This is a genomic window from Paenibacillus ferrarius (assembly GCF_002027705.1).
Taxonomy (GTDB): domain Bacteria; phylum Bacillota; class Bacilli; order Paenibacillales; family NBRC-103111; genus Paenibacillus_E; species Paenibacillus_E ferrarius.
Genome location: NZ_MBTG01000066.1, coordinates 151320 through 174891 on the forward strand (window position 1 = coordinate 151320; position 23572 = coordinate 174891).

Below are 23572 nucleotides of genomic sequence, written 5' to 3' on the forward strand. Positions count from 1 at the left end.
AAAGTGAAAAGGCTTGTCATTATTCTAACATACACTAGCATAAATTTGATTCTGAGAAGGGGACGAAGTATGATAAATTAAGAAACTTTTGGGAGGAGATTAGAGCATGAGTGTGCAAGCTGCACCAGCAAAGCTGGAATCGTTCAAAGCGTATGTTCGCAAAATGAAACAGTACGAGGAGGCCATCGCTCTCATTTATTGGGATATGCGCACCGGCGCTCCGAAAAAAGGAATTGAGACTCGCTCCGAAGTTGTCGGAGAACTATCCACCGAGGTTTTCCGGATGTCCACATCGGATGAAATGGGAAGTTATGTGCAATTTTTTACGCAGCCGGCAGAGCTGGAAAAGTTAGATGCCATTTCACGCAAAATGGTTCTGGAATGCCAAAAGGAATATGACCGCAGCAAGAAAATACCGGCTGAAAAATATCAAGCCTATGTTGTGCTTACTTCACAAGCCGAATCGGCATGGGAAGAAGCTAAACACAACTCGGATTGGGTGTCCTTTCAGCCCTATTTGGAGAAAATCGTCGCGGCAACCCAAGAGTTTATTGAGCTGTGGGGCTATGAAGGACATAAATATAACACTTTGTTAGATATGTACGAACCTGGCATGACCGTCGAAAAGCTGGATGAAGTATTTGGCGCACTGCGCGAAAAGGCAGTTCCTTTGCTTCAGCGGATTCAAGCTTCTCCGAACCAGCCGAATCGCTCCTTTTTGGATCAGCAATTCGAAATTAGCAAACAGAAGCAATTTTCACTTTCGATTTTGAAGCAAATGCAATATGACTTTGATGCGGGCCGCTTGGATGAGACGGTGCATCCTTTTGCCACGGCGTTAAATCCGGGCGATGTGCGTATCACGACCAGATATTTGCCGGATGACATTACCTCTGCTTTATTTGGCACCATACATGAGGGCGGTCATGCGCTGTATGAGCAAAACATATCCAAGGATTTGGTCGGGACGAATCTGTGCACGGGAACCTCGATGGGGATTCATGAGTCGCAGTCCCGTTTCTGGGAAAATGTGATTGGTCGCAGCAAGGCGTTCTGGGAACGGTATTATGGTGAGCTGCAAACGACGTTCAGCGGTCAAATCGACGATGTCGACGTGGATTCCTTTTATAAAGCGATCAATCATATCGAGCCTTCGCTAATTCGAATTGAAGCCGATGAATTGACGTATAACTTGCATATTATGATTCGCTACGAGCTGGAAAAAGGCTTATTCAACGGTACGATCGCTGTAGCAGACCTGCCGCAGGCGTGGAATGAGAAATATGAAGAGTACTTAGGCGTAACTCCGTCTAATGATGGAGAAGGCGTGCTGCAGGATGTACATTGGTCGGGCGGAGCTTTCGGCTATTTCCCTTCCTATGCGCTTGGCAACATGTACGCGGCGCAATTCACAGAAACCCTGCGCAAAGAATTGCCGAATTTCGACAGCTTGATTGCCGCGGGCAATCTGGTGCCGATTAAAGAGTGGTTGACAGATAAGGTATACCAACACGGCAAATTATTAACACCAAACGAAATTATTGTGCAAGTGACAGGGGAAGAGTTGAATCCTGATTACTTGGTATCGTATTTGGAAGAGAAATACAAATCGGTTTACGGGATCTAACTATACTAGCAGGAATCCTGCTACAGGTTAAAGAGGATGCTCAAACTTTCCGCATCAGGAAGGTTGGGCGTCCTTTTTTTTATTTGACAACGGTTTCTGCCCGAAACACCGTTAACCGACTTCTGGGCTTCTGCATAGGATACAGTACAACTTTAATCGGAGGGACGTCTATGAACAATCGGAAAAGATGGGGAATCGCTTTATCTGCCGTCCTACTGCTAAGTATTGTCGTATCCGCGTGCGGCACGAAAAGCACAGTAACAACAAAGGTACGGATTGGCGAAGTAACACGTTCATTATTTTATGCACCGCAGTATGTGGCGTTGTCGCAAGGATTTTTTAAGGATGAAGGTCTGGATGTGGAGTTAACAACGACGCCGGGCGGTGATAAAACGATGACCGCCTTGCTTTCAGGCGCGATTGATGTCGCGTTGGTTGGCTCGGAGACTTCCATCTATGTCTCGCAGCAAGGGTCAGGCGATCCGGTTATTAATTTTGCGCAGCTGACGCAAACGGATGGCACATTTCTCGTAGCCCGCAAGAAAGTGGACGCTTTTGACTGGAATGCTTTGAAAGGTTCGGTATTTCTCGGTCAAAGAAAAGGCGGCATGCCGCAAATGGCTGGAGAATTCACACTTAAGAAGCATGGCATTGATCCGAAGAAAGATCTGGAGCTGATTCAAAATATTGATTTCGCCAATATTGCCTCTGCCTATTCTTCAGGGACAGGGGAGTATGTACAGCTCTTCGAACCACAAGCTTCCATCGTTGAGAAAGAAGGCAAAGGTTTCGTCGTTGCTTCCTTTGGCGTAGAGAGCGGGCACTTGCCTTACACGGTGTTTATGACGAAACAAAGCTTCTTGAAGGCGAATGCCGAAACAACGCAGAAGTTTACGAATGCCATTCAGCGTGCGCAGTTGTGGGTTGCAGCCAAAAGCGTAGATGAAATTACAACGGCGGTTCTGCCCTTTTTCAAAGATATCGATGCTGGAATTGTGAAAAGTGTTGTTCAAAGGTATAAAGATCAAGGTTCATTCGCTACGGATGGCATTGTGGATGAGCAGGAATGGAACAATCTGCTGGATGTGATGACGTCCGCGGGCGAGCTGAAGGAAAAAGTAGCTTGGAAGACGCTCGTTAACAATACATTCGCTGAGAAAGCAAAAACAACTGTAAAACCGTAATAAGTTAGCAACAAGTCGTCATTGATTCGAACAAGAGGGGAGTATGAACATGGATTCAGCTGTGACTGTACAGGACGTAACACAGGTCTATGTAACCGAGGAGCGGGCAACGCTTGCTGTTCAGCAGATTAATTTGACCATTGAACGTGGTGAATTCGTCAGTTTGATTGGTCCTAGCGGCTGTGGGAAGACAACTCTCTTGTCCATTATTGCCGGGCTCATCAAGCCGACCGTTGGCACGGTGACGATCGCAGGGAAGAAAGTTACGGAACCATCCACGAGGGTCGGATACATGCTGCAGCAGGATTATCTCTTTCCTTGGCGCACGATTGAAGATAATGCTTGCATGGGTTTGGAGATCACTGGCGCATTAACGAAGGAAGCAAAGCAGAAAGTACTGCATTTATTGGAAGAAATGGGTTTGCTGGGGTTCAAAGATTATTACCCGACTCAGCTTTCCGGAGGCATGCGCCAACGCGTAGCGCTAGTTCGAACGCTGGCCACGGAGCCCGAACTCCTGCTGCTGGATGAACCATTCTCTGCTTTGGATTACCAAACCAAACTGCAGTTGGAAGATTTGGTTGTAGAGACGCTGCATGCCAAAAAGAAGACAGCACTCCTTGTCACGCACGATATCACAGAGGCTATTGCAATGAGTGACCGTATCATTGTGCTGGATCCGAATCCAGGGCGCATCCGTCAAACCTTCGAGATTCCGGAAGAGATTCGGACGACAGTCCCATTCGCAGCGCGGGAACTGCCTGGCTTCCATGCCCTATTTCGCTTGATTTGGCAGGAATTTGGAGGGCAAGAAGCATGAAGGATAAGCAGCTTAACACGAAAGTCATCGCAGCCGCAGATGAAGTGCTCACGAAACAAATTCATCAGAAGTATGTGAGCGCGAAAAAGAAGGAAACGAAAAATGTCCGGCTTGTCCAGCTTGCGATTCTCCTGCTCTTCTTCGCCTTATGGGAAGCTGCTGCTCGCTTGAGATGGATTGATGTGCTGCTTTTTAGTTATCCGACCAAAGTGTTTCGGCTGCTCTGGGATAAACTGCTTGACGGAAGCCTGCTTCCTCATGTCGGGGTCACCGTCGTAGAGACGATTATCGGCTTTGCTTTAGGGACTTTGTTTGGAACAGCGCTAGCCGTCATCATTTGGTGGTCGCCGTTTCTATCAAGAGTGCTTGATCCCTATATCGTCGTCCTTAACAGCATGCCGAAGGTAGCGCTGGGTCCGCTATTTATTGTAGGGCTGGGGCCGGGATTGCTTTCGATTATTGCCACAACGCTATCGATTACGGTTATCATTACGACGCTCGTCGTATACGGAAGCTTCAAAGAGGTTGATCAGAACTATGTCAAGGTCGTTACGTTATTCGGAGGCAATCAGCGGAAAATATTTCTGAAGGCTATTCTGCCGGCGTCCTTTCCGGCTATCGTTTCCACATTGAAAGTAAATGTAGGGTTAGCGTGGGTTGGTGTCATTGTGGGAGAGTTTCTCGTCTCTCAGATGGGGCTTGGCTACTTGATTATATATGGTTTTCAAGTATTTAATTTCACCTTGGTCATCTCTACGTTGTTCGTCATCGCCATTGTCGCTACAATCATGTATCAGCTGGTTTCTTATTTGGAAAAAAGATTGACAAAACATCGGTGAAGCTTGCCACATCTTGTCGAAAATGAAATAATGAGCCCATAGGTATAACCAGTAAAGAGGTGAAGACGCTATGGGCTTTCGTGTGCTGAAAACCGCCCTTGCGGTAGTAATTGCCATGTATATTGCGCATGTTTTTGGGGTAAAAACGCCTGCAGCAGCAGGGCTTCTAGCCATTCTCGGGATAGAAGTGACGAAGAAAAAAGGAATTCAAAGCGCCCTTCATCGGATTGCAGCCTCCTTGCTAGCACTGTTGATCGGTTGTTTGCTGTTTCAAGTAGTTGGGTTCCATGTTTGGGTAGTTGGCGTCTTTCTGCTTATTGTCTTTCCCTTGCTGCATCGTTTGCGAATTACAGAGGGTGCTGTGACTGGAGCTGTTGTCATGCTGCATCTTTTTGCTTATGAAGATGCGGGATGGAGATCGGTACTGAATGAAATGAGTTTGCTGCTCGTCGGACTAGGTACGGCGACACTCATCAATATCGCTTATATGCCGAAGGCCGATAAAAAGATTGTTAGGCATAAGGAGAGAATCGAGACGTTGTTTTCCGATATTTTCGTCAACATGGCCAAGCATCTTCGGGATAACACGGTGATCTGGGATGGGAAAGAGCTGTTGGAGGTCAGTGAAGAGATTGAACAAGGAGCTGCCTTGGCTAAACGCGCCATGGAAAATCGGCTTATATTCGGAGGAGATCCTTATTGGCGTGTCTACTTTTTCATGCGCGGCGAACAGCTGGAATCCATCCATCGCATGATTGATCTTGTCGCCCAGGTGTACCAGACATTGCCGCAAGGAGAGCTTGTTGCTGGTATCCTTGAAGATATTAGTCATTCTGTGAAGGAAGATTACTATACGGGTGAATCGGAGAAAGACTTGAAGGAGCTTGATGAGCGTTATAAAATGATGCCGCTGCCGGAAAGCCGCGCTGAATTCGAAGTGCGGGCGGCGATTCTTCAGCTGAACAGAGAACTTATGCACTATTTATCCATTGCCAAAAAGCAGAAAAAACAGCGTCCCGAGGCAGGTTGACTCTGACAGCTATCAGTATGTTTCTTGCTCAAAAATAATATAAAAATATTTGTCACTCTAGACTACTGTCCTGCATACACTTGTAATGAATGATTGTATGGAGGAGGTTGAAAGGATGTCATTAGATAAAGATTTGCAATGCAGAGAGATCATTACAAAAGCTGTCTGCGGTAAAGGTCGCAAATTTTCGCATGTAAGTCATACCGTGACTCCGCCCTTTTCTCCGACCAGTATATTGGGCGCTTGGATTATTAATAACCAATTCGAGGCGATCCAATCCGGAGATGGCGTAGAAGTAGTTGGTACTTATGATATCAACATCTGGTATTCTTACGATCGTAACACCAAAACAGACGTAGCAAAAGAAACCATTTCGTATGTAGAAATTGTTGGACTAAGCTATCTGGACAAAAAACATAAGCCGACTACTGCCGAAGTGTCTGCTGTCGCAACGCAAGAGCCCAACTGTGTGGAAGCTAGTATCTCTTCAAGCGGCGACAGCGTCATCATTCGGGTAGAACGCGAATTCCAAGTCGAGCTGATTGCCGAAACGAAAGTCTGTGTAGTCGTTTGCACCAACGGCTGCAATGACTTCGACGACAAGCATGTGGATTTCGATGATCATGGCGATGGAGATTTCGAGGATCTCGATGCCGACTTGCTCGAAGACGATTTGGATTAAGAATCTGTATACGCCAGTATATGCGGGCGATAGAGGTTCGGCAGAGGGCATTTGCCCTCTTTTTTGTTTTTTGTCAATAATTGGGCGTATGTACGGTCGATTGAACGGATAGGTCATGTGAGGAATGGGGAGCCAAGGCCATGGAAACTTTTTTGCTGCACGCACAGGAAAAAGAAGCACTGGAGCTGGCGGGACTTATACGTGTCCCCAGCGGAACAAAGCTCCCTGAGAATTGGCGCGGCACGGTCATCCTTCACTGGGGAGCAGCGCACGATGAGCTGCCGAATAGGCAAGCTTTACAGCCAATTAAAGCGATTGTGAGAGCTCAGAAACGTTCGAAGCGCGATGAATTGCTGCAGATGCATGGGATCAAGACGATTGCTTCCTATGGCTCACTTGGCGGCAAGGAGGAACGACCAGCCTTTACGTATAAATATAAAGTAGCTATCTTTCATTTGCAGACATTAGTCGTATATGAGAAAAAAGAAACCTTGTTGTTATCGGAGAAAACACTCGTTGACCAGAGACAGTCGAGTGTTCATTCGGCCTACATAGAAGTGGCTCCTGAGCGGGCAAGCTTTCATGTTCGCAGAGCAAGCCGCGAAGCTGTCAAAGCGATCTATGCCTTGGGTTTGGATTATGGGTTAGTCACCATCGGTGTGCTGCGCAGCGGTCACACGTTGGTACTGGATGTTGATCCTGTTCCTAAGCTGAACGGGAGGCTGGCTTCGCTGTATGCGCAAGCGATCGACCGCTACGAGATGGGCTTGGCGAAGGAGCTGCGCCGCAAGGAGCGCGTGATGCTTGGCAGCGACCCTGAGTTTCTGCTGCTGAGCCCGCAGGGCAAAGTCGTCTTCGCTGACCGCTTTCTGACGCGGGAGGGCGAGGTGGGCTGCGATGCGATCGTGCTCAGCGGCCAGCGCTTGATTCTTCCGCTGGCGGAGCTGCGCCCGCAGCCAAGTACGGACCCGCGTGAGCTGGCGAGGAATCTGCAGGCTACGATGCAGCTCGCCACGCGGAAGATCGAAGACGAGAGCCTCGCTTGGCTCTCGGGCGGCATGCCGGTGGGAGGCTACCCCCTCGGCGGACATATCCACTTCAGCCGCTGCTGGCTGAATGGGCATTTGCTGCGCGCGCTCGATAATTACCTCGCGCTGCCCTTGATCTTGATCGAGGGCGAGTCGACACGCGAGCGCCGCCCTCGGTACGGTTTTCTCGGCGACTTTCGGAAGAAGTCGCACGGAGGCTTCGAGTACCGCACACTGCCGAGCTGGATGCAGTCGCCGGTCATCACGCGCGGCATCTTTGCTCTTGCTTCGTTGATCGCGGACAATTACTGGCTGCTCACGCGGCAACCCTTGCAGGAGCCGGATGTGCAAGCAGCCTACTATCGCGGAGATAAACAGCGGCTTCAAGCCACAGTTGCGAAGCTTTGGCAGGATCTTGAACAATTGAATGGGTATGAGGTCTATGCAGCGGATCTGGATCGGCTCCAAGCAAGAGTAATGTCCATGGAACCATGGGATGAAAGAGCGGATATTCGCAAGGCTTGGAAAATTGCTCCGTATCACCCTGAAAGAAGCTTTTGAAGAACAAATCATGTTATAATAACATACTACGATGATCTCTTGGGAAATAACTGTTCAGAGGTTAGATTGCGAGTCTCTAGAGGCTGGTTGAAGAACAATTTCTAGAGGCTCTTGTCGCTTGATAAGGAACACTTACTTACACGTTCAAAGCTCCTCATAGGCAGCTTCGATATGTCTTCTTTGCACACATATGAAAATTGTAATTGCTAGTTTCATAGTTTTATCATGAATACTGTAATTGGTTGGAGGAACGCAAGGTGGCCCAATATACGCCGATGATTCAGCAATACTTGGCCGTGAAGGCGCAAGTCCCGGATGCTTTTTTGTTTTTTCGTCTGGGAGATTTTTATGAAATGTTTTTTGACGATGCGATTAATGCTTCACGCGAGCTGGAGATTACGTTAACTGGCCGAGAAGGCGGCGCTGACGAGAAGATTCCGATGTGCGGAGTTCCTCATCACGCAGCAGAAAATTATATGTCGCGGCTCATCGAGAAGGGCTATAAAGTGGCGATTTGCGAGCAGGTGGAAGATCCTGCTGAAGCCAAAGGTGTCGTTCGCCGTGAAATCGTCCGGATTGTCACGCCAGGAACGGTTATGGACAGCAAATTGTTAGGGGAATCGAGCAACAATTACATCGTTTCCATTGTGAACGAAGCGAATAATTATGCTTTTACAGCCTGTGATATTTCAACAGGCGAGCTGTACACGACCCTGCTGAGCAACTCTTGGGAACTTGTTATTGATGAACTTAATGTGTATAACCCGTCAGAAATCATTACGAATCAAGGCAATCTCGCTACCATTCGCGAAACAGGCATTGCCTGGGGGCGCAGTACGGTATTAACAGAGTGGACAGAGGTCGATGAGAAGCTGCTGGATGAGCATTTCGCAGAAGATTCTGCTCTAGCTACGCTATCTGCTTTGAATCGGCAAGGCGTAGCTTCCTTGCTGGCTTATTTGAAAGAAACGCAGAAACGCGCGCTGACACATGTCAAGCATATTCGTGTGTATGAACCGGATCAATTCATGACGATGGATCCTTTCACACGTAGAAATCTTGAACTGGTCGAAACAGTCCGCGAACGCGCCAAAAAAGGCTCACTGCTTTGGCTGCTGGACAAAACTGTGACGGCGATGGGTGCGCGCATGCTGCGCCGCTGGATTGAGAAGCCGCTGATGAGCGTTACGCGCATCGAAGAGCGTTTGGAAGCTGTGAACCTACTCTATAATCAGCTTATCGTCCGTGAAGATGTGAAGCAGGCCTTGAAGGAAGTTTATGATTTGGAACGGCTGGTGGCGCGTATCTCCTATGGGAATGCGAATGCCCGCGATATGATCGCTTTGAAGCATTCCTTGCAGCAGGTTCCTCTGCTGCAAGAGGTCTGTGCAGCTTCCGGCTCCGAAACACTGCGCAAGCTAGTCGACAATATGGACAACTGCGATGATGTGATGTCATGGATTGCCAGCGCCATTGAAGATGAGCCTCCGGTGTCTATCCGCGATGGCGGCATGATTCGGGAAGGCTACCAGCCTTATCTGGACCAACTCAGGGAAGCGAGCAAGAACGGCAAGCAGTGGATCGCTGAGCTTGAGCGTCAGGAGCGGGAGGCGACAGGCATCAAGTCGCTGAAAATCGGCTACAACAAGGTGTTTGGTTACTTTATTGAAGTGACGAAGGCGAACATGTCCGCCTTGCAGGAAGGCCGTTACGAGCGCAAACAAACGCTGGCGAATGCCGAACGTTATGTGACGCCGGAGCTCAAAGAGAAAGAAGCGCTTATTCTGGAAGCGCAGGATAAAATGGTTGATCTGGAGTATGAGCTGTTCACGGAACTTCGCGACCGGATCTCTCAGCATATCTCCAGACTGCAGAAGCTGGCGGAAGTTATTGCGACCGCTGATGTGTATCAATCGCTGGCTGCGGTCAGCGCGGCGCAGCACTTCCGCAAGCCGGAGATCGGCGAAGGCTTCGATCTGTTGATCGAGGAAGGCCGCCATCCGGTTGTGGAGGCGGTCATCCAAGACGGCTCGTTCATCGCGAACGATACGCGTTTGGAGCAGGAGCAGGGCCGCATCCTGCTCATTACCGGTCCGAATATGGCCGGCAAAAGTACCTACATGCGGCAAGTTGCCGTCATCTGCCTGCTCGCGCAGATCGGCTGCTTTGTACCTGCCCGATCCGCGCGCATCCCGGTCACGGACCGGATCTTCACGAGGATCGGTGCTGCGGATGACTTAATCGGCGGGCAAAGTACCTTCATGGTTGAGATGATGGACATCCAAGTCATGACCGAGAAGGCAACAAGCAGAAGCTTGGTCATCATCGATGAGCTTGGCCGCGGCACCTCAACAGGTGAAGGCATGGCCATCGCGCAGGCTGTGATTGAATTCCTGCATGACCGCATCGGCTGCAAGACGCTTGTGTCAACGCATTTCCACGAGCTTGCCCATCTGGAGGAAAGCCTCCTGCATCTGCGCAATCACTGCATGGCCGTGAAAGAGAGCGGCAGGCAGGTCACCTTCCTGCGCAAGCTCATTCCCGGGGCAGCCAGTACGAGTTACGGCATCTATTGTGCCGAAATCGCCGGGCTGCCGGATACGATCATTCAGCGCTCATACGAGCTGCTGAATGGCTTTGAAGAGCGGGCGGCTGGCGCAGCTCAGACCGCCGCAACAACGGCTGCCCCGCAGGCGAAGGCAGCCCCGATCCAGCAGCTGTCCCTCTTCGAGGAGGACAGCCCTTCAAGCGCTGCCGTCAAGAAGAAGCCGGACGGCAAAGCTCAGCTTGTGATCGACCAGCTCAAGGGGATTGATTTAATTAATATGACGCCGCTGCAGGCGCTTAATTTAGTATACGAATGGAAACAAAAGCTGCAATAATTTTAATCATTTCATCTTACAATTCAAGGAGAGACGCATATGAACCAACAGCCAAGATTGAAAACAATGAAGGTTTCCTTAGCGCTTGCGTCGGCTTTGATGACGGTGCTGCCCGTAAGTGCTATCGCACAAGAAGATTTGCAAACTCAGCAAGTTCGAGAAATCATCGGTAAAATGCATGTGAGCGGTGTGACAGAAGAAGCGCTTGCGAATCAAAGCATTAAGCAAATGATTGCGGGATTAAAAGATCCATATACGGTATTTTTTAGCAAGGAAGAATATAATCAGTTCACCAGCTCGCTGGAAAATAATTATGTTGGTATGGGTGCGCGCATCGGTATTGATGAGAGCGGAGTCTACTTGTCAGAAATTTTCGCAGGGTCTCCAGCTGAAATTGCCGGCTTAAAGCGTGATGATTATGTTCGTGCTGTCGATGGCGTCACCGCCTCCAAAACCTCCATTGATGAAGTGCGCAACAAGATTGTCGGTGTCGAAGGCTCCAAAGTGAAAGTTACAGTGGAGCGAGAAGGCAAAGAGCTTACGGTAGAGCTTACTCGCAAAGGCGTGAATGTCCCCGAGGTTTACAGCCAAAGCTTCTCTAATGGTGTTGGCTATATCCAAATTACTGAGTTCTCAAGTGACGCTGATGAAGACTTTGACACGCAATTAGCGGCGCTTCAAGCGAAAGGCTTGAAAACGTTGATTCTCGATGTGCGCAATAATCCAGGCGGCCTTGTTGATACGGCACAGAACATTGCCAAGCATTTTGTCAAAGAAGGCGTCTTGATTCATACGCGTGATCGCAATGGCGAAGATGATCCTGTTCTAATTACAGGAGGTTCGGAGTTAAACATTCCTGTTTATGTTTTGGCTAATGAAAATAGCGCAAGCGCATCGGAAGTTTTATCTGGCGCATTGCAGGATTATAACGTAGCGAAAGTAATCGGCATGCAAACTTACGGCAAAGGCAGCGTACAACAGCTGTATCAGCTGGATAATAACAGTGCGCTGAAAGTAACGATTGAAGAGTACTTGACGCCGAATAAGCGTAAAGTGAACAAAGTTGGCATCACACCAGATATTAAAGTGGATGGAGCTGCAGCACAGTTAATCACAGCTTTGCATCAATCCGGCATCGCGGATATTAATGTGCAGATTTCTAAGCATTCTGTAACCTTTAATGGTGTTGAAACGGCAACAGGCTTCGGCAGCTTTCATGAAAACGGGAAATTATATGCGTCAACCCGTGGGCTTGCTGCACTTGTCGGTGCTACGATTACGTGGAATGAGGCCAATCGTACCGTTGAAGTCGCTGACAGTAAAGGAACGCATGCCATTCCAGTTGAAGCTGATAAGCTGATCATTGAAAATGGTGCAAGCTATGTTAATGTCGATCTGTTTGATGATTATTTTCCACAGCTGAAAGTGAATGACCAAGGAGAGAATGTTTCCATTCGCGCAGTAAAGGGGAACTAGGAAATATGGGTAAAATTCAACTCTTAAGCGAACATATAGCGAACCAGATTGCAGCCGGGGAAGTGGTGGAACGCCCTTCCTCTGTTGTGAAGGAACTCGTTGAGAATTCGGTTGATGCTGAGAGCACACGAATTGACGTGACCATCGAAGAGGGCGGGCTTCAGTTAATACGCGTATCCGACAATGGGTCTGGGATGGCGCTGGAGGATTGCGAGCTGGCGTTTCAGCGTCATGCGACGAGCAAGATCGCAACGAGCAAGGATTTGTTCTCGATTCGGACATTAGGTTTTCGAGGCGAGGCTTTGCCGAGTATTGCTTCCGTCTCGAAGCTGGAATGCGTCACAAGCTCAACTACTGATGGCTTGGGGCGCAAAGTTCTCATCGAAGGCGGCACGATTCGCAGTGTCGAGGAAACAGCTGCTTCGCGGGGGACGGAAGTTACGGTAAGAGATTTGTTCTACAATACGCCGGCTCGCTTGAAGTATATGAAGACGATTCAGACGGAGCTTGGGCACATCTCTGATTATTTGTACAGATTAGCCCTGGCGCATCCCGGCATCGCTTTCTCGTTGAAGCACAACGGCAATGTGCTTCTCCAGACGCTTGGCAACGGTGATTTGCTGCAAGTGATTGCCGGCATCTATGGCACGGCCATAGGCAAGCAAATGCTTCCACTCCAAGTGGAAAGCTTGGATTATACCATCTCGGGCTTCGTGGCGAAGCCCGAGATGACCCGCGCGAACCGAGGCGGCATATCGACCATCGTGAATGGTCGATACGTGCGCAATTTCGCGCTGAATCAAGCTCTGCTGCAGGGGTATCATACCCTGCTGCCGATCAACCGCTTTCCCGTCGCGGTGCTGCAGATCGGGATGGACCCTTCCTTGGTGGATGTGAACGTGCATCCATCCAAGCTTGAGGTCCGCTTCAGCAAAGAAGCGGAGTTGACCGCACTCATCGAAGCGGAAGTGAAGCGATTGTTCGGCAGACAAGTGCTGATTCCGCAAGGCGTCAAGCCGGCAGCGCCGAAAGGCGCTTACGTGCAGGAACAGCTGGATCTGGCAAGGACATTAGAGCCTGCGCCTGCGCCTGCGCCTAAGCAGCAATCCTTCACACCAACAGAGATGTCGATTCAGAACGCTGGTCAACAGCGGGAGTCCAAAGCTCAGAGCTTTGCAGAAGCTCCGCCTCAAATCAAAGAAATCTTGACTCCGTACCGGTCAGATTCAGGGAAGACAAGTGAAGTCCCAGCATGGACACCAAGGGTGGAGTCCACAAAAAGCACATTCACGCCAGCGGTTTCCAGTCCCGTTCGTACCCAATCAACATCCAGTAACGCGTATGCACCTCCAAGCGGTAATCCAAGAAGCGCTTCGATCCAGCAGCAGCGCCGCACGAATGAAGCCTTCATGGACTTGCTGCCGGCGACGACGGACAGCGAGACGCCGAAACTGCCGGCATTTCCAAGATTAGATCCCATTGGACAAATGCATGGCACGTATTTGGTCGCGCAGAATGATGAAGGACTTTTCTTGATTGACCAGCATGCTGCGCATGAACGAATTAACTATGAATATTATTACGAGCGTTTTGGCAATCCTGCTGAGGCAAGCCAAGAATTGCTCGTTCCGATTACATTGGAATTCACACCGTCGGAAGCTGGTTTGATTGCGGACAAGCTGTCTTTGTTTGAACAGGCGGGCGTGTATATGGAAGCCTTCGGGGGAAATACGTTCCTCGTTCGCGCTCATCCGCATTGGTTCCCGTCCGGTGAGGAAAAAGGGATCGTCGAAGAAATGTGCGAGTGGGTGCTGAGCGAGAAAAAGGCCGTAGATATCGCCAAGTTAAGAGAAAAAGCAGCCATCATGTGTTCGTGCAAAGCGTCGATCAAAGCCAATCAAGGTCTCAGCGTTCTTGAAATGGAAACATTGATAGACCGTCTTGCCAGCTGCCGTAATCCGTATACGTGTCCGCATGGTCGACCGATTGTTGTTAGTTTTACGACTTATGAGTTGGAAAAAATGTTTAAGCGAGTGATGTAAATCCGTGTTAGTTACAACTTCATACAATCCGTCCAAGGAACTGCTGCACAAAGCAGGGCGACTAGCGGCGGATTATGGCGGTCAACTTGTTCAGCGCAAAAAGTATTCTTTGGAACATCTTAGGAAAAATTATAAAGAAAAGTCCCTTCTGCTTGTGACCAGAGATGAGATCAGGTACTATGAAGATGACCATCCTGCGTATTTTTTCCACCCGAGTATGGCGCTCGTTCGTGTGAAACGGATGCAGCGGGGGGAATCCGACCTCTTGATTGAGGCTTCAGGTGCAGAAGCAGGTCATGTTATTGTGGACTGTACAGCCGGATTAGCTTCGGATGCGATTGTCTTTTCCTATGCGGTTGGCAAGCAGGGAAAAGTGACTGCTCTAGAAAGCGAAGAAATCCCGGCGATGCTGATTCATGAAGGGTTAGCCGTATATGAATCAGAAATTGCGGAGCTTAACGAAGCAATGAGACGTATCGAAGTCAAACAAACGAATCATCTCGCTTATTTGCAGCAGCTTGCTGACCAAAGTGTGGATATCGTTTATTTTGATCCGATGTTCCGCAGTCCGATTGAGGAATCTCAAGCGATTTCTCATCTTCGGCGCAGTGCGAACGATGAAGCCGTAAGCTTAGCTTCCCTCTCAGAAGCCAGACGTGTCGCCCGCAAGAGCATCGTGCTCAAAGAAAGCAGAGACAGTAAAGAGTTTGATCGGCTCGGATTCGAGCATGTCTTAAGATCAACGACCAAAACAACGTATGGAGTGATTCGACTGTGTTAGCCCCATCAGCCAAGCCGAAATTACTCGTGCTTCTTGGTCCCACGGCAGTTGGCAAAACCAAGCTGAGCTTAGAAATCGCTCAGCAGTTTGGCTGTGAAATTATTTCCGGTGATTCCATGCAGGTCTATCGTGGCATGGATATTGGAACAGCCAAAGCGAGCGAAGCTGAGCAGAAGCTTGTCCCGCATCATTTGATTGATATTCACGATCCTTCTTATCCCTTCTCGGCGGCTGAATTTCAAGAGCGCGTGAAGGATTTGATTATGGACATCCACTCGCGTGGCAAGATTCCTTTTATCGTAGGAGGAACGGGCCTTTATATCGAATCCGTCTGTTACAATTATCAGTTTACGGATGTCAGTATGGATGAAGCATTCCGCCAAGAACAGGAAGCATTCGCCCTCTCGAACGGGGATGAGGCGCTTCATCAGAGGCTGCGTGAGATTGATCCTGGCAGTGCGGATCGACTGCACGCCAATGATCGCAGAAGAGTTATACGTGCGCTTGAGATTTACCATGTTTCCGGTGAAACGATGTCAACTCATTTGGCTTCCCAGAAAAAAGAGTCGCCTTACGAACTATGTATTATTGGCTTAACGATGGACCGAGCGCTTCTCTATAAGCGTATCGAAGAGCGGATTGATGCCATGATGCAGGAGGGGCTTCTTGAAGAAGTGGAGTCTTTGCTTGCGGCCGGCTGTCCCAAACAAGCGATTTCCATGCAAGCTCTGGGCTACAAAGAGATCGTAAGTTATCTCGAAGGGGACATGAGTCTCGAAGCGGCAGTCACCCTATTGAAGCGTGATACACGCCGATATGCCAAGCGCCAATTATCTTGGTTTCGGCATATGAAGGACATTCATTGGGTGGATGTAACGGATTCAGCAAATTTTTCTGCCCATTTCCAAATTATTAATGATATACTAGCAGGAAAGTTTGTACATAAAATTGAATATAATTAACAAATATCACCATTAGAAAATAGCGCCTTCAGGCGAAAGTTTCATTCCATTAAGGGGGACCTATTGATGAACAGATCCATTAATATCCAGGACAATTTTCTTAATCAACTGCGCAAAGAAAGCATTCCCGTTACCGTCTATTTAACCAATGGGTTTCAAATCAGAGGATTAATTCGCGCTTTTGACAATTTCACCATTATCATTGATAGCGAAGGCCGTCAGCAAATGGTGTACAAGCATGCAATCTCTACCTTCACTCCGCAGCGTGCAGTTTCGCTCATGGCGGCAGCTGAAGCTACGGAATAATCAATACTTCGTTTCGTTCGTTTTGCAACTTTTTAATGGACTGAATCGTCTAACCGAATAGAAACTTGTGGGAGCAACCTTGTTTAAGGTTGTTCTTTTGTTGGTTATTAGATAAAGATATGAACAACGGGGGAGTCGGTGGATTTGGAGAAACCTACGAACAAGCAAACGGCAGCGAATACGAAATCGAAGCCGAAAGGAAACGGTAAAGGTTCTAAGAAAAAGGGATTTAGTTTCCGGAAGCTGATTACAGGTACAATTATCGCAGCGATTTTAGCTCTTATATGTGCATTAGCCATTTATATCGTCGTTATTATGAGCGGCTTCAAAATCCTGGAAAACAATATTGATAAAATTGAGACTACGAATGAATCAACGCTTATTTATGCGCAAGAAGAAGGCAAAGATAAAGATGGCAAAGACAAGCCAGCGAAGGAAATTGCCAAGATCTACAAAGGCGAAAACCGCGAGAGCGTCAATATTAAAGATGTTCCGGAGCGCTTGAAGCAAGCGTTCATTGCAACAGAAGACCGCCGCTTTGAACAGCATGCAGGCGTCGACTTCTGGGCGATTGGACGCGCTTTGGCCAAAGATATCATTCATATGAGCGCTGTAGAAGGCGGAAGTACGATTACGCAGCAGCTGGCCAAAAATGTGTTTCTTAGCTCTGAGAAAACAGCGTTCCGCAAAGGAACAGAGATGTCCATTGCGTTTGCGCTAGACGAGAAGTATACGAAGGATGAAATTCTTGAACGATATTTGAATCGTATCTTTTTTGGGAGCAATGCTTATGGGATCAAAGCCGCTGCCAAGGTATACTTCGGGAAGTCCAATCTGAACGATCTGAAGATTTGGGAAATGGCGACACTTGCGGCATTGCCGAAGGCGCCTTCCAAATATTCGCCGCTCAAAAACCCTGATCTTTCCAAGGAGCGCCGGGCTGTTGTTCTTAGATTGATGACCGATCAAGGCTATATCACCGAAGCCGAGCGTGCGGAAGCGGCAGCCGTTGATTATGTAGCTCCGCCGGCTGCAACCCAAGGTTCACAGGAATATGCGACATATGTGGACTATGTGATGAATGAAGCGGAAGATATGTATGGCATTGATGAAGATGAATTGCTGACAAAAGGGTACCACATCTACACGTCAATGAATGTGAAAGCTCAACAAACGATGGAGACAACCTATGCGAATCCGAGCTTTTTCCAAAAGGATGCTTCAGACGGTCAGAAAATTCAAAGCGCGATGGTCATTATGGACAACAAAACCGGTGCCTTAATGGCGATGATAGGCGGTCGGGATTATAAATCCAGAGGGTTCAGCCGCGTGTATTCCAAAAGGCAGCCAGGTTCCTCTTTCAAACCGATAGCCGCCTATGGACCGGCACTAGAAAGCGGAAAGTATACGCCGTATTCCATCATGGATGATACGCAAACATCATTCGGCAACGGAACCTACTCGCCTCGAAATTATGACCGTGCGACACATGGACAAATATCGATGTTTGAGGCGGTCAAAAAATCGTATAACTTGGCTCCGGTCTGGCTGCTAGATCAAATTAAAGTCACAACCGGAATGGATTTTGCCAAAAAGCTCGGCATTCCATTAAACGCAACAAAAGATCGTAACTTGTCGATCGCGTTAGGCGGCTTAACCGATGGCGTATCGCCATTGCAAATGGCAGCGGCTTACACAGCTTTTGCGAATCAAGGCGTTCAAAATAAGACCCATGCCATTCTGCGCATTACAGATGCTAAAGACAAGGAAGTTGCCGTTTATAAGCCTGAGAGCAAGCAAGTGATTCAACCGAAAACGGCTTATTATATGACGCTCCTGCTGCAAGGGGTAGTTGAACCGGGCGGTACGGGAACCAAAGCGAAAATGAACCGTCCTGTAGCGGGAAAAACAGGAACAACGGGACTCGACATCAAGGGAATTGAGCAATATGATCGTGATGTTTGGTTCGTCGGTTATACACCGGAATGGACAGCAGCGGTGTGGGAAGGCTTCGATAAAGTCGATGCCAAGCATTACGTGACGATAGGAAGCGGAAGTCCGTCCATGATTTTCAAGGAAGTCATGACCAAATCGTTGGATGGCCGGCCCGTTACAAACTTTGTGAAGCCGGATAGTGTGCCTGATTTGACGGAACCGCCAAGCGGTATCAGCGATTTGACGGCCATTTATGAACCTGATAAAAAGTCAGTGAAAATAGCTTGGTCATCTCTGGGAGACAAAATTGCTTATCAGCTTTATCGTAAAGGTGCAGCGGAAGCAGATGCCAGAATGTTGATACAATCAGCTACGCCTAGCGTGAATGATACCTCCGTGAACAGTGGGGAATCGTACCAATATTATGTTGTGCCTATCAGTATAGATACGAATGCCCAAGGGGCCAAGTCGAATGTGGCTGGCGTAGAAGTACCGAAGGATGACACATTGCCGGGTGGTGTAAGTCCATCGCCAACGCCAACGATGTCGCCATCTCCTTCGCCTGGCAATGGGAAGGATCCTTTGGGGCCATCAACGTCACCAGGAACTAAACCAACGACTTCGCCAACCAATACAGATAAGCCGGGTTCTAGTCCTAGTTCAAGCCCGAGCCCTAGTCCTGGCAGTAATCCCAATCCAAGTCCAAGTCCTTCGCCAAGTCCAAGCGCTCCTCCGGCAAACAAGCCTGTGGATGGAACTTCAGACAAACCGAAGGATGCAGGTCAGGTCATTGCTCCAATCAATCCATAAGCATTACAATGAAGAAGAGTTATTCTGACGAATCCCACTATTTCACACCTGGAGGAAATGACAATGAACGCAGTCAAATCAAAGAAATTATTGCCGGTTGTACTAATCGGACTGACCTTGTTAGCCGCTGCTTGCGGCAACAAGCCGTCTGAAACAGCAGGAGGGACAGCAACGCCTAAGAGCGGAGCTACGGCGGCAGCAACCGCTACTCCAGCAACAAGCGCCACAGCTTCACCTGCGGCATCCAAACAATGGACGAAAGCACCGGATATGGTGATTGACGTCAAGAAAACGTATCAAGCGGAAGTGAAAACGTCCAAAGGTTCCTTTACGATTGATCTGTTTGCCAATGAAGCTCCCAAAACGGTAAATAACTTTGTCTTCTTATCCAAAGAAGGGTTTTACAACAACGTTACGTTTCATCGGATTATCAAAAACTTTATGATTCAAACGGGAGACCCGCAAGGAACAGGCCGAGGAGGCCCTGGGTACAAATTTGCCGATGAACTGAAAACAACGCATAAATATGAAGCGGGTATTGTTGCCATGGCCAATTCAGGGCCGAATACGAACGGCAGCCAGTTCTTCATTTGCTCAGGAGATGATTGCTCTGCACTCAACAAAAAGCCTGACTACACCATTTTCGGCAAAGTAACGGCTGAAGGCATGGCGACGATTGCCAAAATCGCCGAGACTCCTGTTGAGATGGGCGGAGAATCAACTCCGAGCAAGCCCAAAGAAAAGGTAACGATCGACGCGATCACCATCAAAGAAAAATAAATGTGTTGAGTATGAATGCTTAAACAAAGGGTAGGAGAGGATGCCGGGTGAAGCAGCCATGTTTATTGTTCCACGGTTTTACGGGGGGGCCTTATGAGGTGGAACCGTTAGCTCGGCATTTGCGAGACCGCGGTCAGCTTTGTGAAGTGCCCAGACTGCCATGGAACGGGGATTCGTACCATCATCTGAAGTCGTCTCATTGGGAAGACTGGGTGCGGGCAGCTGAAGAGCATGCGCAGGCAATGACAGCGAAATACGGCTCTTTCGATATGGTCGGTTTCTCCATGGGGGGACTGCTTGCTGCGTATTTAGCGGTCAGATATCCAATTCGCAGACTTATTTTACTTAACACGGCGGTGATTTACGTCAGTCCAGGCAGAATGCTTGAAGTGATACGCGATGAATGGAAGTACCAGCGCAAAGTAAGTCTGGTCAAAGCCAAGTCAACGCCGCTCAGAGCCGCTTGGCAATTCACACGGTTGGTCCGGCATCTGAAACCGGAGCTGAGCCAAGTACATATCCCCACATTGATCGCGCAGTCTGAAAGGGATCAGGTAATACATCCACAAAGTGCGCGCTATATCTACAGTAAATTGAGAGGTCAACGCGAAATCCATTGGCATCCTAGATCCGATCATCTTATTTGTCATAGCGACGATGCACCTAACCTGTTTCGTCAAGTGAGCGTATTTTTGGACAAGGAGTAGCTTGGATGAGTGTGAGAACCCATATGAACAAAAACCAAAAAACAATGACAGCCAAACCTAGGAAAAGCAAGGGGAATGCCCCAAAATCGAAGCTGCGTCGCAGTTTAACGACCTTGTTTCGGCTTTGTATGATTGGGTTTCTCTTGGGGGTTGCGTGGATCGTTTATGTCCAGTGGAAAGTACAAGTAGCTCCCAACCAGCCTCTGCCAGAACAAGTAGATGTTGGCATTGTGCTAGGCGCTTCCCTTCGTCAGGACATTCCAAGCCCAGGGCTGCAGGAACGGCTGGATTTGGCCATTCAGCTGTACAAGCAGGGGAAATTCAAACAGCTGATTGTCAGCGGCGGATTGGACCATAATGGTTCCAAATTGACGGAAGCCGAAGGGATGCGCGATTATTTAGTGAAAAAAGGGCTGCCGGCCAAGAGCATTCTAATCGAGCCGCGGGCTACAAGCACTTATGAGAATTTGCTTTACAGCAAGCAAATTATGGATCAGAAGGGTTGGGTCAGTTCGATTATTATGACCCATAGCTACCATGGCTCGCGGTCCCTGGATATCGCGGAAACGGTTGGTTTGAAGCAGCCGCTTGTCTCCTCCACGAAGTCGGAAGTGCTGTTCATGCCGTATCATGAGGCACGGGAAACGATGGCCTATACGAAATGGATATGGACGAAAATACTGCTAAAGGCTGGCATATAAAAGAAAAAAGCATGGCAGATAAGCGGAGAAGTCCACTTGTCCGTCATGCTTTTTTTGACGTGCATCCTAGTCCTAGTTAACCGTTCACGATTGTGCCGCCATTCACATGCAGTACTTGCCCGGCCATGTAGGAGGAATCCTCGCTGGCAAGGAACACATAACTTGCTGCCAATTCGCTGGGCTGACCAGCACGTTTCATGGGGGTGGTCGAGCCGAAGGTTGCCACTTCTTCTGCTGTAAAGGTAGAAGGTATGAGAGGCGTCCAAATCGGTCCAGGTGCCACAGCATTCACGCGAATTCCTTGGGCATTCAGTTGAAGGGACAATGAGCGTGTGAAGGTGACGATGGCGCCTTTGGTAGCGGAGTAATCGAGCAAGCTCTCATGCCCTTGATAAGCTGTAATGGAAGCTGTATTAATAATCGCGCTTCCCGGCTTCAAATGAGGCAATGCTGCTTTCGTCATATAGAAAAAGGAGAAAATGTTCGTGCGAAAGGTTCGCTCGAGCTGCTCTGATGTAATATTGGCTATGCTTGGCTGCGGATGCTGCTCAGCGGCATTATTAATCAGGATATCGAGCTTGCCGAACTTCTGAATAACTTGTTCGATCAAATGGGTACAGAAGTTCTCATCGCCAATATCGCCTGCGACATGTAGGCATTGCCGTCCGGCCTTTTCTACATGACGATGTGTTTCTTCGGCATCAGCATGCTCGTTGAGATAGACGAACACGACATCTGCGCCTTCTTTGGCATAAGCAATAGCAACAGCCCGGCCTATGCCGCTGTCACCTCCGGTAATCAATGCAACTTTATCTTGCAGCTTGCCTGCCGCCTTATATGGAGCTGGTTCAAACACAGGCCGAGGATTCATCTGATCTTCGAGGCCTGGCTGCTGGTTCTGGTGCTGAGGGGGAAAAGCAGGTTTCTGTTCGGTAGCTGTAGCCATGAGGGAATGCTCCTTTCATCCTATCCAAATTCTTAGTTAGGATGCAGCAATGGCCTACAAATCATACTTGACGCGGTAATGATAGCCAGAGGAAGCCTGATAGCCAAGCTTTTCATACAAGCTAACGGCAGGTTGATTGCTGGCAACGACCTGCAAATATTGCCGCTGAGCTCCTTGCTCCATACTCCACTCCGTTAAGGCATGCATCAATAGGTAACCGATACCTTTACCGCGGTGGTTCTCGTGGACGACAACGTTAACGAAGCCCGCCCATTCCCCTTCGACGAGAGCGGTTCCTAATGCAAGGATTTGGCCATCTTGCAGAAGCTTGACGAACCCTTTGGCTTCAGGCATTCGATCAAAAAGACCTGCATAGAAGGCTCTGCGTTCTTCTGGAAACTGTTCCAGCTCGAGAAAAGCGGCAAGCCAATCGGCATCTGGCTTATCCGTCCAAACTGTCGTGACAGCGGAGTGAGCTTGCTGAATCCGTTTGTTATAGGCTCGTTCTGCAACTTCATGACTGGATGCACTCATTAATAAACATGGCGTATCAAGCGAATAGCCTTCTGCTTCTAGCCTTTCATCCAAACCTGCGGGAGAAGCGCCGCTCACATGAAAGATGGCCGGCAAGTGCTGTGATAAATAAAACTGCTCGATTTTCGCCAACCATTGGGGGTCTTTGGGGTACTCACCAATAGCAAGCACACTATTTGCGCGTTTAGTAACGCCTTGAGAGGCTCGAACCAGCCAATGCTCAAGATGATGCGAGGCTTCAGCAGGCCAAGTATTCGAAGCTATGGGTTCGATCGTCGAGCACAAATCGGTTTCCTTATTCAATGGGGAACAACTCCAATCTTCATTTCGATATAAATAAATATACATATTTATGCATAAAAATACAATAAGGTAAAGTGGAAAATAAACCTTTTATAAGGTAAGCTATGAGACAGAGGATTACATACAGCTGCAGATGAATAGGAGGCAGATTGCTTGGAACTCAAGATACGCTCAGCGCGCTTGGAGGATTATGAAGCAGTAAACGCCCTGATTCGTACCGGGCAAGAGGAGCATGCGGATGCATTGCCGGATCGGTTTGCCAGACTTGACCGTGTAGTAGCTATGGGCTGGTATCGGAGCTTCTCCGATCAGATGAGCAAAGCAATTCTTGTAGCAGAAACAAGCGGTTTGGTAGTTGGCACAGCTATGCTTGAAATGAAAAAAAGCCAGGCTTACGAAGCTTTAGTTCCTCGCACCTATGCCTATATCAACGAATTGGCTGTTTCACCCGATTATCAGCGGCAGGGTATCGGTACGAAGCTCTATCAAGCTGCTGCCGATTGGGCTCAGCAACGGCAAGCTTCATCGCTTGAGCTCAACGTGTGGGAGTTCAATGAACGCGCCATCGCCTTTTATCAATCGTTAGGTATGCTGACCTTGAATCGAACGATGACCATTCAATTGCAAGATTGAAAG

Annotated in this window: 20 protein-coding genes; 18 read left to right on the forward strand and 2 right to left on the reverse strand. The window is 48.6% G+C overall.

All coding sequences use genetic code 11. From position 1 onward, the window contains the following. The first annotated feature begins 106 nt into the window (after window positions 1–106). From BC351_RS38085 to BC351_RS38165, 17 genes are all read left to right on the forward strand, one after another. Window positions 107–1627, forward strand: coding sequence for a carboxypeptidase M32 (locus BC351_RS38085; protein ID WP_079420897.1), 1521 nt, complete (start codon window positions 107–109; stop codon window positions 1625–1627). Window positions 1628–1797: 170 nt separating this feature from the next. Beyond that, window positions 1798–2811 (forward strand): ABC transporter substrate-binding protein, encoded by a 1014-nt coding sequence (locus BC351_RS38090; RefSeq protein ID WP_079420898.1) that lies wholly within the window; start codon window positions 1798–1800, stop codon window positions 2809–2811. Window positions 2812–2860: 49 nt separating this feature from the next. Further along, complete coding sequence (locus BC351_RS38095; protein WP_079421031.1) at window positions 2861–3631, forward strand: ABC transporter ATP-binding protein; 771 nt, start codon at window positions 2861–2863, stop codon at window positions 3629–3631. After that, entirely contained in the window at window positions 3628–4470 is an 843-nt protein-coding gene (locus BC351_RS38100; RefSeq protein WP_079420899.1) for an ABC transporter permease, read from the forward strand. The genes BC351_RS38095 and BC351_RS38100 overlap by 4 nt, the downstream gene beginning before the upstream one ends. Before the next feature lie 70 nt (window positions 4471–4540). Next, window positions 4541–5500 (forward strand): aromatic acid exporter family protein, encoded by a 960-nt coding sequence (locus BC351_RS38105; protein ID WP_079420900.1) that lies wholly within the window; start codon window positions 4541–4543, stop codon window positions 5498–5500. A gap of 115 nt (window positions 5501–5615) precedes the next feature. Further along, window positions 5616–6182: an outer spore coat protein CotE gene (gene cotE, locus BC351_RS38110; protein ID WP_079420901.1), complete on the forward strand. Its 567-nt coding sequence runs from the start codon at window positions 5616–5618 to the stop codon at window positions 6180–6182. 140 nt (window positions 6183–6322) lie between these two features. Further along, window positions 6323–7771 carry a putative amidoligase domain-containing protein gene (locus tag BC351_RS38115; RefSeq protein WP_079420902.1) on the forward strand — a complete coding sequence of 483 codons (1449 nt, stop codon included), beginning with the start codon at window positions 6323–6325 and terminating at the stop codon, window positions 7769–7771. Window positions 7772–8028: 257 nt separating this feature from the next. Beyond that, window positions 8029–10653, forward strand: coding sequence for a DNA mismatch repair protein MutS (gene mutS / locus BC351_RS38120; RefSeq protein ID WP_079420903.1), 2625 nt, complete (start codon window positions 8029–8031; stop codon window positions 10651–10653). A 39-nt stretch (window positions 10654–10692) separates the two neighbouring features. Then, on the forward strand, window positions 10693–12129 hold the full coding sequence (locus BC351_RS38125; protein WP_079420904.1) for a S41 family peptidase: 1437 nt from the start codon (window positions 10693–10695) through the stop codon (window positions 12127–12129). A 5-nt stretch (window positions 12130–12134) separates the two neighbouring features. Then, on the forward strand, window positions 12135–14171 hold the full coding sequence (gene mutL, locus BC351_RS38130; protein ID WP_079420905.1) for a DNA mismatch repair endonuclease MutL: 2037 nt from the start codon (window positions 12135–12137) through the stop codon (window positions 14169–14171). 4 nt (window positions 14172–14175) lie between these two features. Further along, a complete protein-coding gene (locus tag BC351_RS38135; protein ID WP_079420906.1) occupies window positions 14176–14952 on the forward strand; it encodes a class I SAM-dependent methyltransferase in 777 nt (258 codons plus the stop codon). Next, window positions 14946–15914 carry a tRNA (adenosine(37)-N6)-dimethylallyltransferase MiaA gene (miaA, locus tag BC351_RS38140; RefSeq protein ID WP_079420907.1) on the forward strand — a complete coding sequence of 323 codons (969 nt, stop codon included), beginning with the start codon at window positions 14946–14948 and terminating at the stop codon, window positions 15912–15914. The genes BC351_RS38135 and miaA overlap by 7 nt, the downstream gene beginning before the upstream one ends. A 66-nt stretch (window positions 15915–15980) precedes the next feature. Continuing rightward, the gene (gene hfq, locus BC351_RS38145; protein ID WP_056620871.1) at window positions 15981–16220 is read left to right on the forward strand and encodes an RNA chaperone Hfq; all 240 of its coding nucleotides are present in this window, start codon (window positions 15981–15983) and stop codon (window positions 16218–16220) included. 144 nt (window positions 16221–16364) lie between these two features. Then, window positions 16365–18965, forward strand: a complete 2601-nt coding sequence (locus BC351_RS38150) for a PBP1A family penicillin-binding protein (RefSeq protein WP_144028661.1) — start codon at window positions 16365–16367, stop codon at window positions 18963–18965. Between the two features lie 63 nt (window positions 18966–19028). After that, complete coding sequence (locus tag BC351_RS38155) at window positions 19029–19745, forward strand: peptidylprolyl isomerase (protein WP_079420909.1); 717 nt, start codon at window positions 19029–19031, stop codon at window positions 19743–19745. A gap of 47 nt (window positions 19746–19792) precedes the next feature. Further along, window positions 19793–20452: an alpha/beta hydrolase gene (locus BC351_RS38160; RefSeq protein ID WP_079420910.1), complete on the forward strand. Its 660-nt coding sequence runs from the start codon at window positions 19793–19795 to the stop codon at window positions 20450–20452. Window positions 20453–20457: 5 nt separating this feature from the next. Further along, window positions 20458–21153 carry a YdcF family protein gene (locus tag BC351_RS38165; RefSeq protein ID WP_144028662.1) on the forward strand — a complete coding sequence of 232 codons (696 nt, stop codon included), beginning with the start codon at window positions 20458–20460 and terminating at the stop codon, window positions 21151–21153. Between the two features lie 76 nt (window positions 21154–21229). Here the strand turns inward: BC351_RS38165 and BC351_RS38170 are convergent, their stop codons facing one another. Next, window positions 21230–22099: an SDR family oxidoreductase gene (locus BC351_RS38170; RefSeq protein WP_079420911.1), complete on the reverse strand. Its 870-nt coding sequence runs from the start codon at window positions 22097–22099 to the stop codon at window positions 21230–21232. 54 nt (window positions 22100–22153) lie between these two features. Next, window positions 22154–22936, reverse strand: a complete 783-nt coding sequence (locus tag BC351_RS38175; protein ID WP_158082373.1) for a GNAT family N-acetyltransferase — start codon at window positions 22934–22936, stop codon at window positions 22154–22156. A 153-nt stretch (window positions 22937–23089) separates the two neighbouring features. Between BC351_RS38175 and BC351_RS38180 the strand changes: the two genes are divergently transcribed. Next, complete coding sequence (locus BC351_RS38180) at window positions 23090–23569, forward strand: GNAT family N-acetyltransferase (protein WP_079420913.1); 480 nt, start codon at window positions 23090–23092, stop codon at window positions 23567–23569. The last annotated feature ends 3 nt before the right edge of the window (window positions 23570–23572 follow it).

What these genes read in the sequence shown, in the direction of transcription:
- BC351_RS38085 (WP_079420897.1), top strand. Translation starts at nt 107, where the DNA reads ATGAGTGTGCAAGCTGCACCAGCAAAGCTGGAATCGTTCAAAGCGTAT.
- BC351_RS38090 (WP_079420898.1), top strand. Translation starts at nt 1,798, where the DNA reads ATGAACAATCGGAAAAGATGGGGAATCGCTTTATCTGCCGTCCTACTG.
- BC351_RS38095 (WP_079421031.1), top strand. Translation starts at nt 2,861, where the DNA reads ATGGATTCAGCTGTGACTGTACAGGACGTAACACAGGTCTATGTAACC.
- BC351_RS38100 (WP_079420899.1), top strand. Translation starts at nt 3,628, where the DNA reads ATGAAGGATAAGCAGCTTAACACGAAAGTCATCGCAGCCGCAGATGAA.
- BC351_RS38105 (WP_079420900.1), top strand. Translation starts at nt 4,541, where the DNA reads ATGGGCTTTCGTGTGCTGAAAACCGCCCTTGCGGTAGTAATTGCCATG.
- cotE (WP_079420901.1), top strand. Translation starts at nt 5,616, where the DNA reads ATGTCATTAGATAAAGATTTGCAATGCAGAGAGATCATTACAAAAGCT.
- BC351_RS38115 (WP_079420902.1), top strand. Translation starts at nt 6,323, where the DNA reads ATGGAAACTTTTTTGCTGCACGCACAGGAAAAAGAAGCACTGGAGCTG.
- BC351_RS38125 (WP_079420904.1), top strand. Translation starts at nt 10,693, where the DNA reads ATGAACCAACAGCCAAGATTGAAAACAATGAAGGTTTCCTTAGCGCTT.
- mutL (WP_079420905.1), top strand. Translation starts at nt 12,135, where the DNA reads ATGGGTAAAATTCAACTCTTAAGCGAACATATAGCGAACCAGATTGCA.
- hfq (WP_056620871.1), top strand. Translation starts at nt 15,981, where the DNA reads ATGAACAGATCCATTAATATCCAGGACAATTTTCTTAATCAACTGCGC.
- BC351_RS38155 (WP_079420909.1), top strand. Translation starts at nt 19,029, where the DNA reads ATGAACGCAGTCAAATCAAAGAAATTATTGCCGGTTGTACTAATCGGA.
- BC351_RS38165 (WP_144028662.1), top strand. Translation starts at nt 20,458, where the DNA reads ATGAGTGTGAGAACCCATATGAACAAAAACCAAAAAACAATGACAGCC.
- BC351_RS38170 (WP_079420911.1), bottom strand. Translation starts at nt 22,099, where the DNA reads ATGGCTACAGCTACCGAACAGAAACCTGCTTTTCCCCCTCAGCACCAG.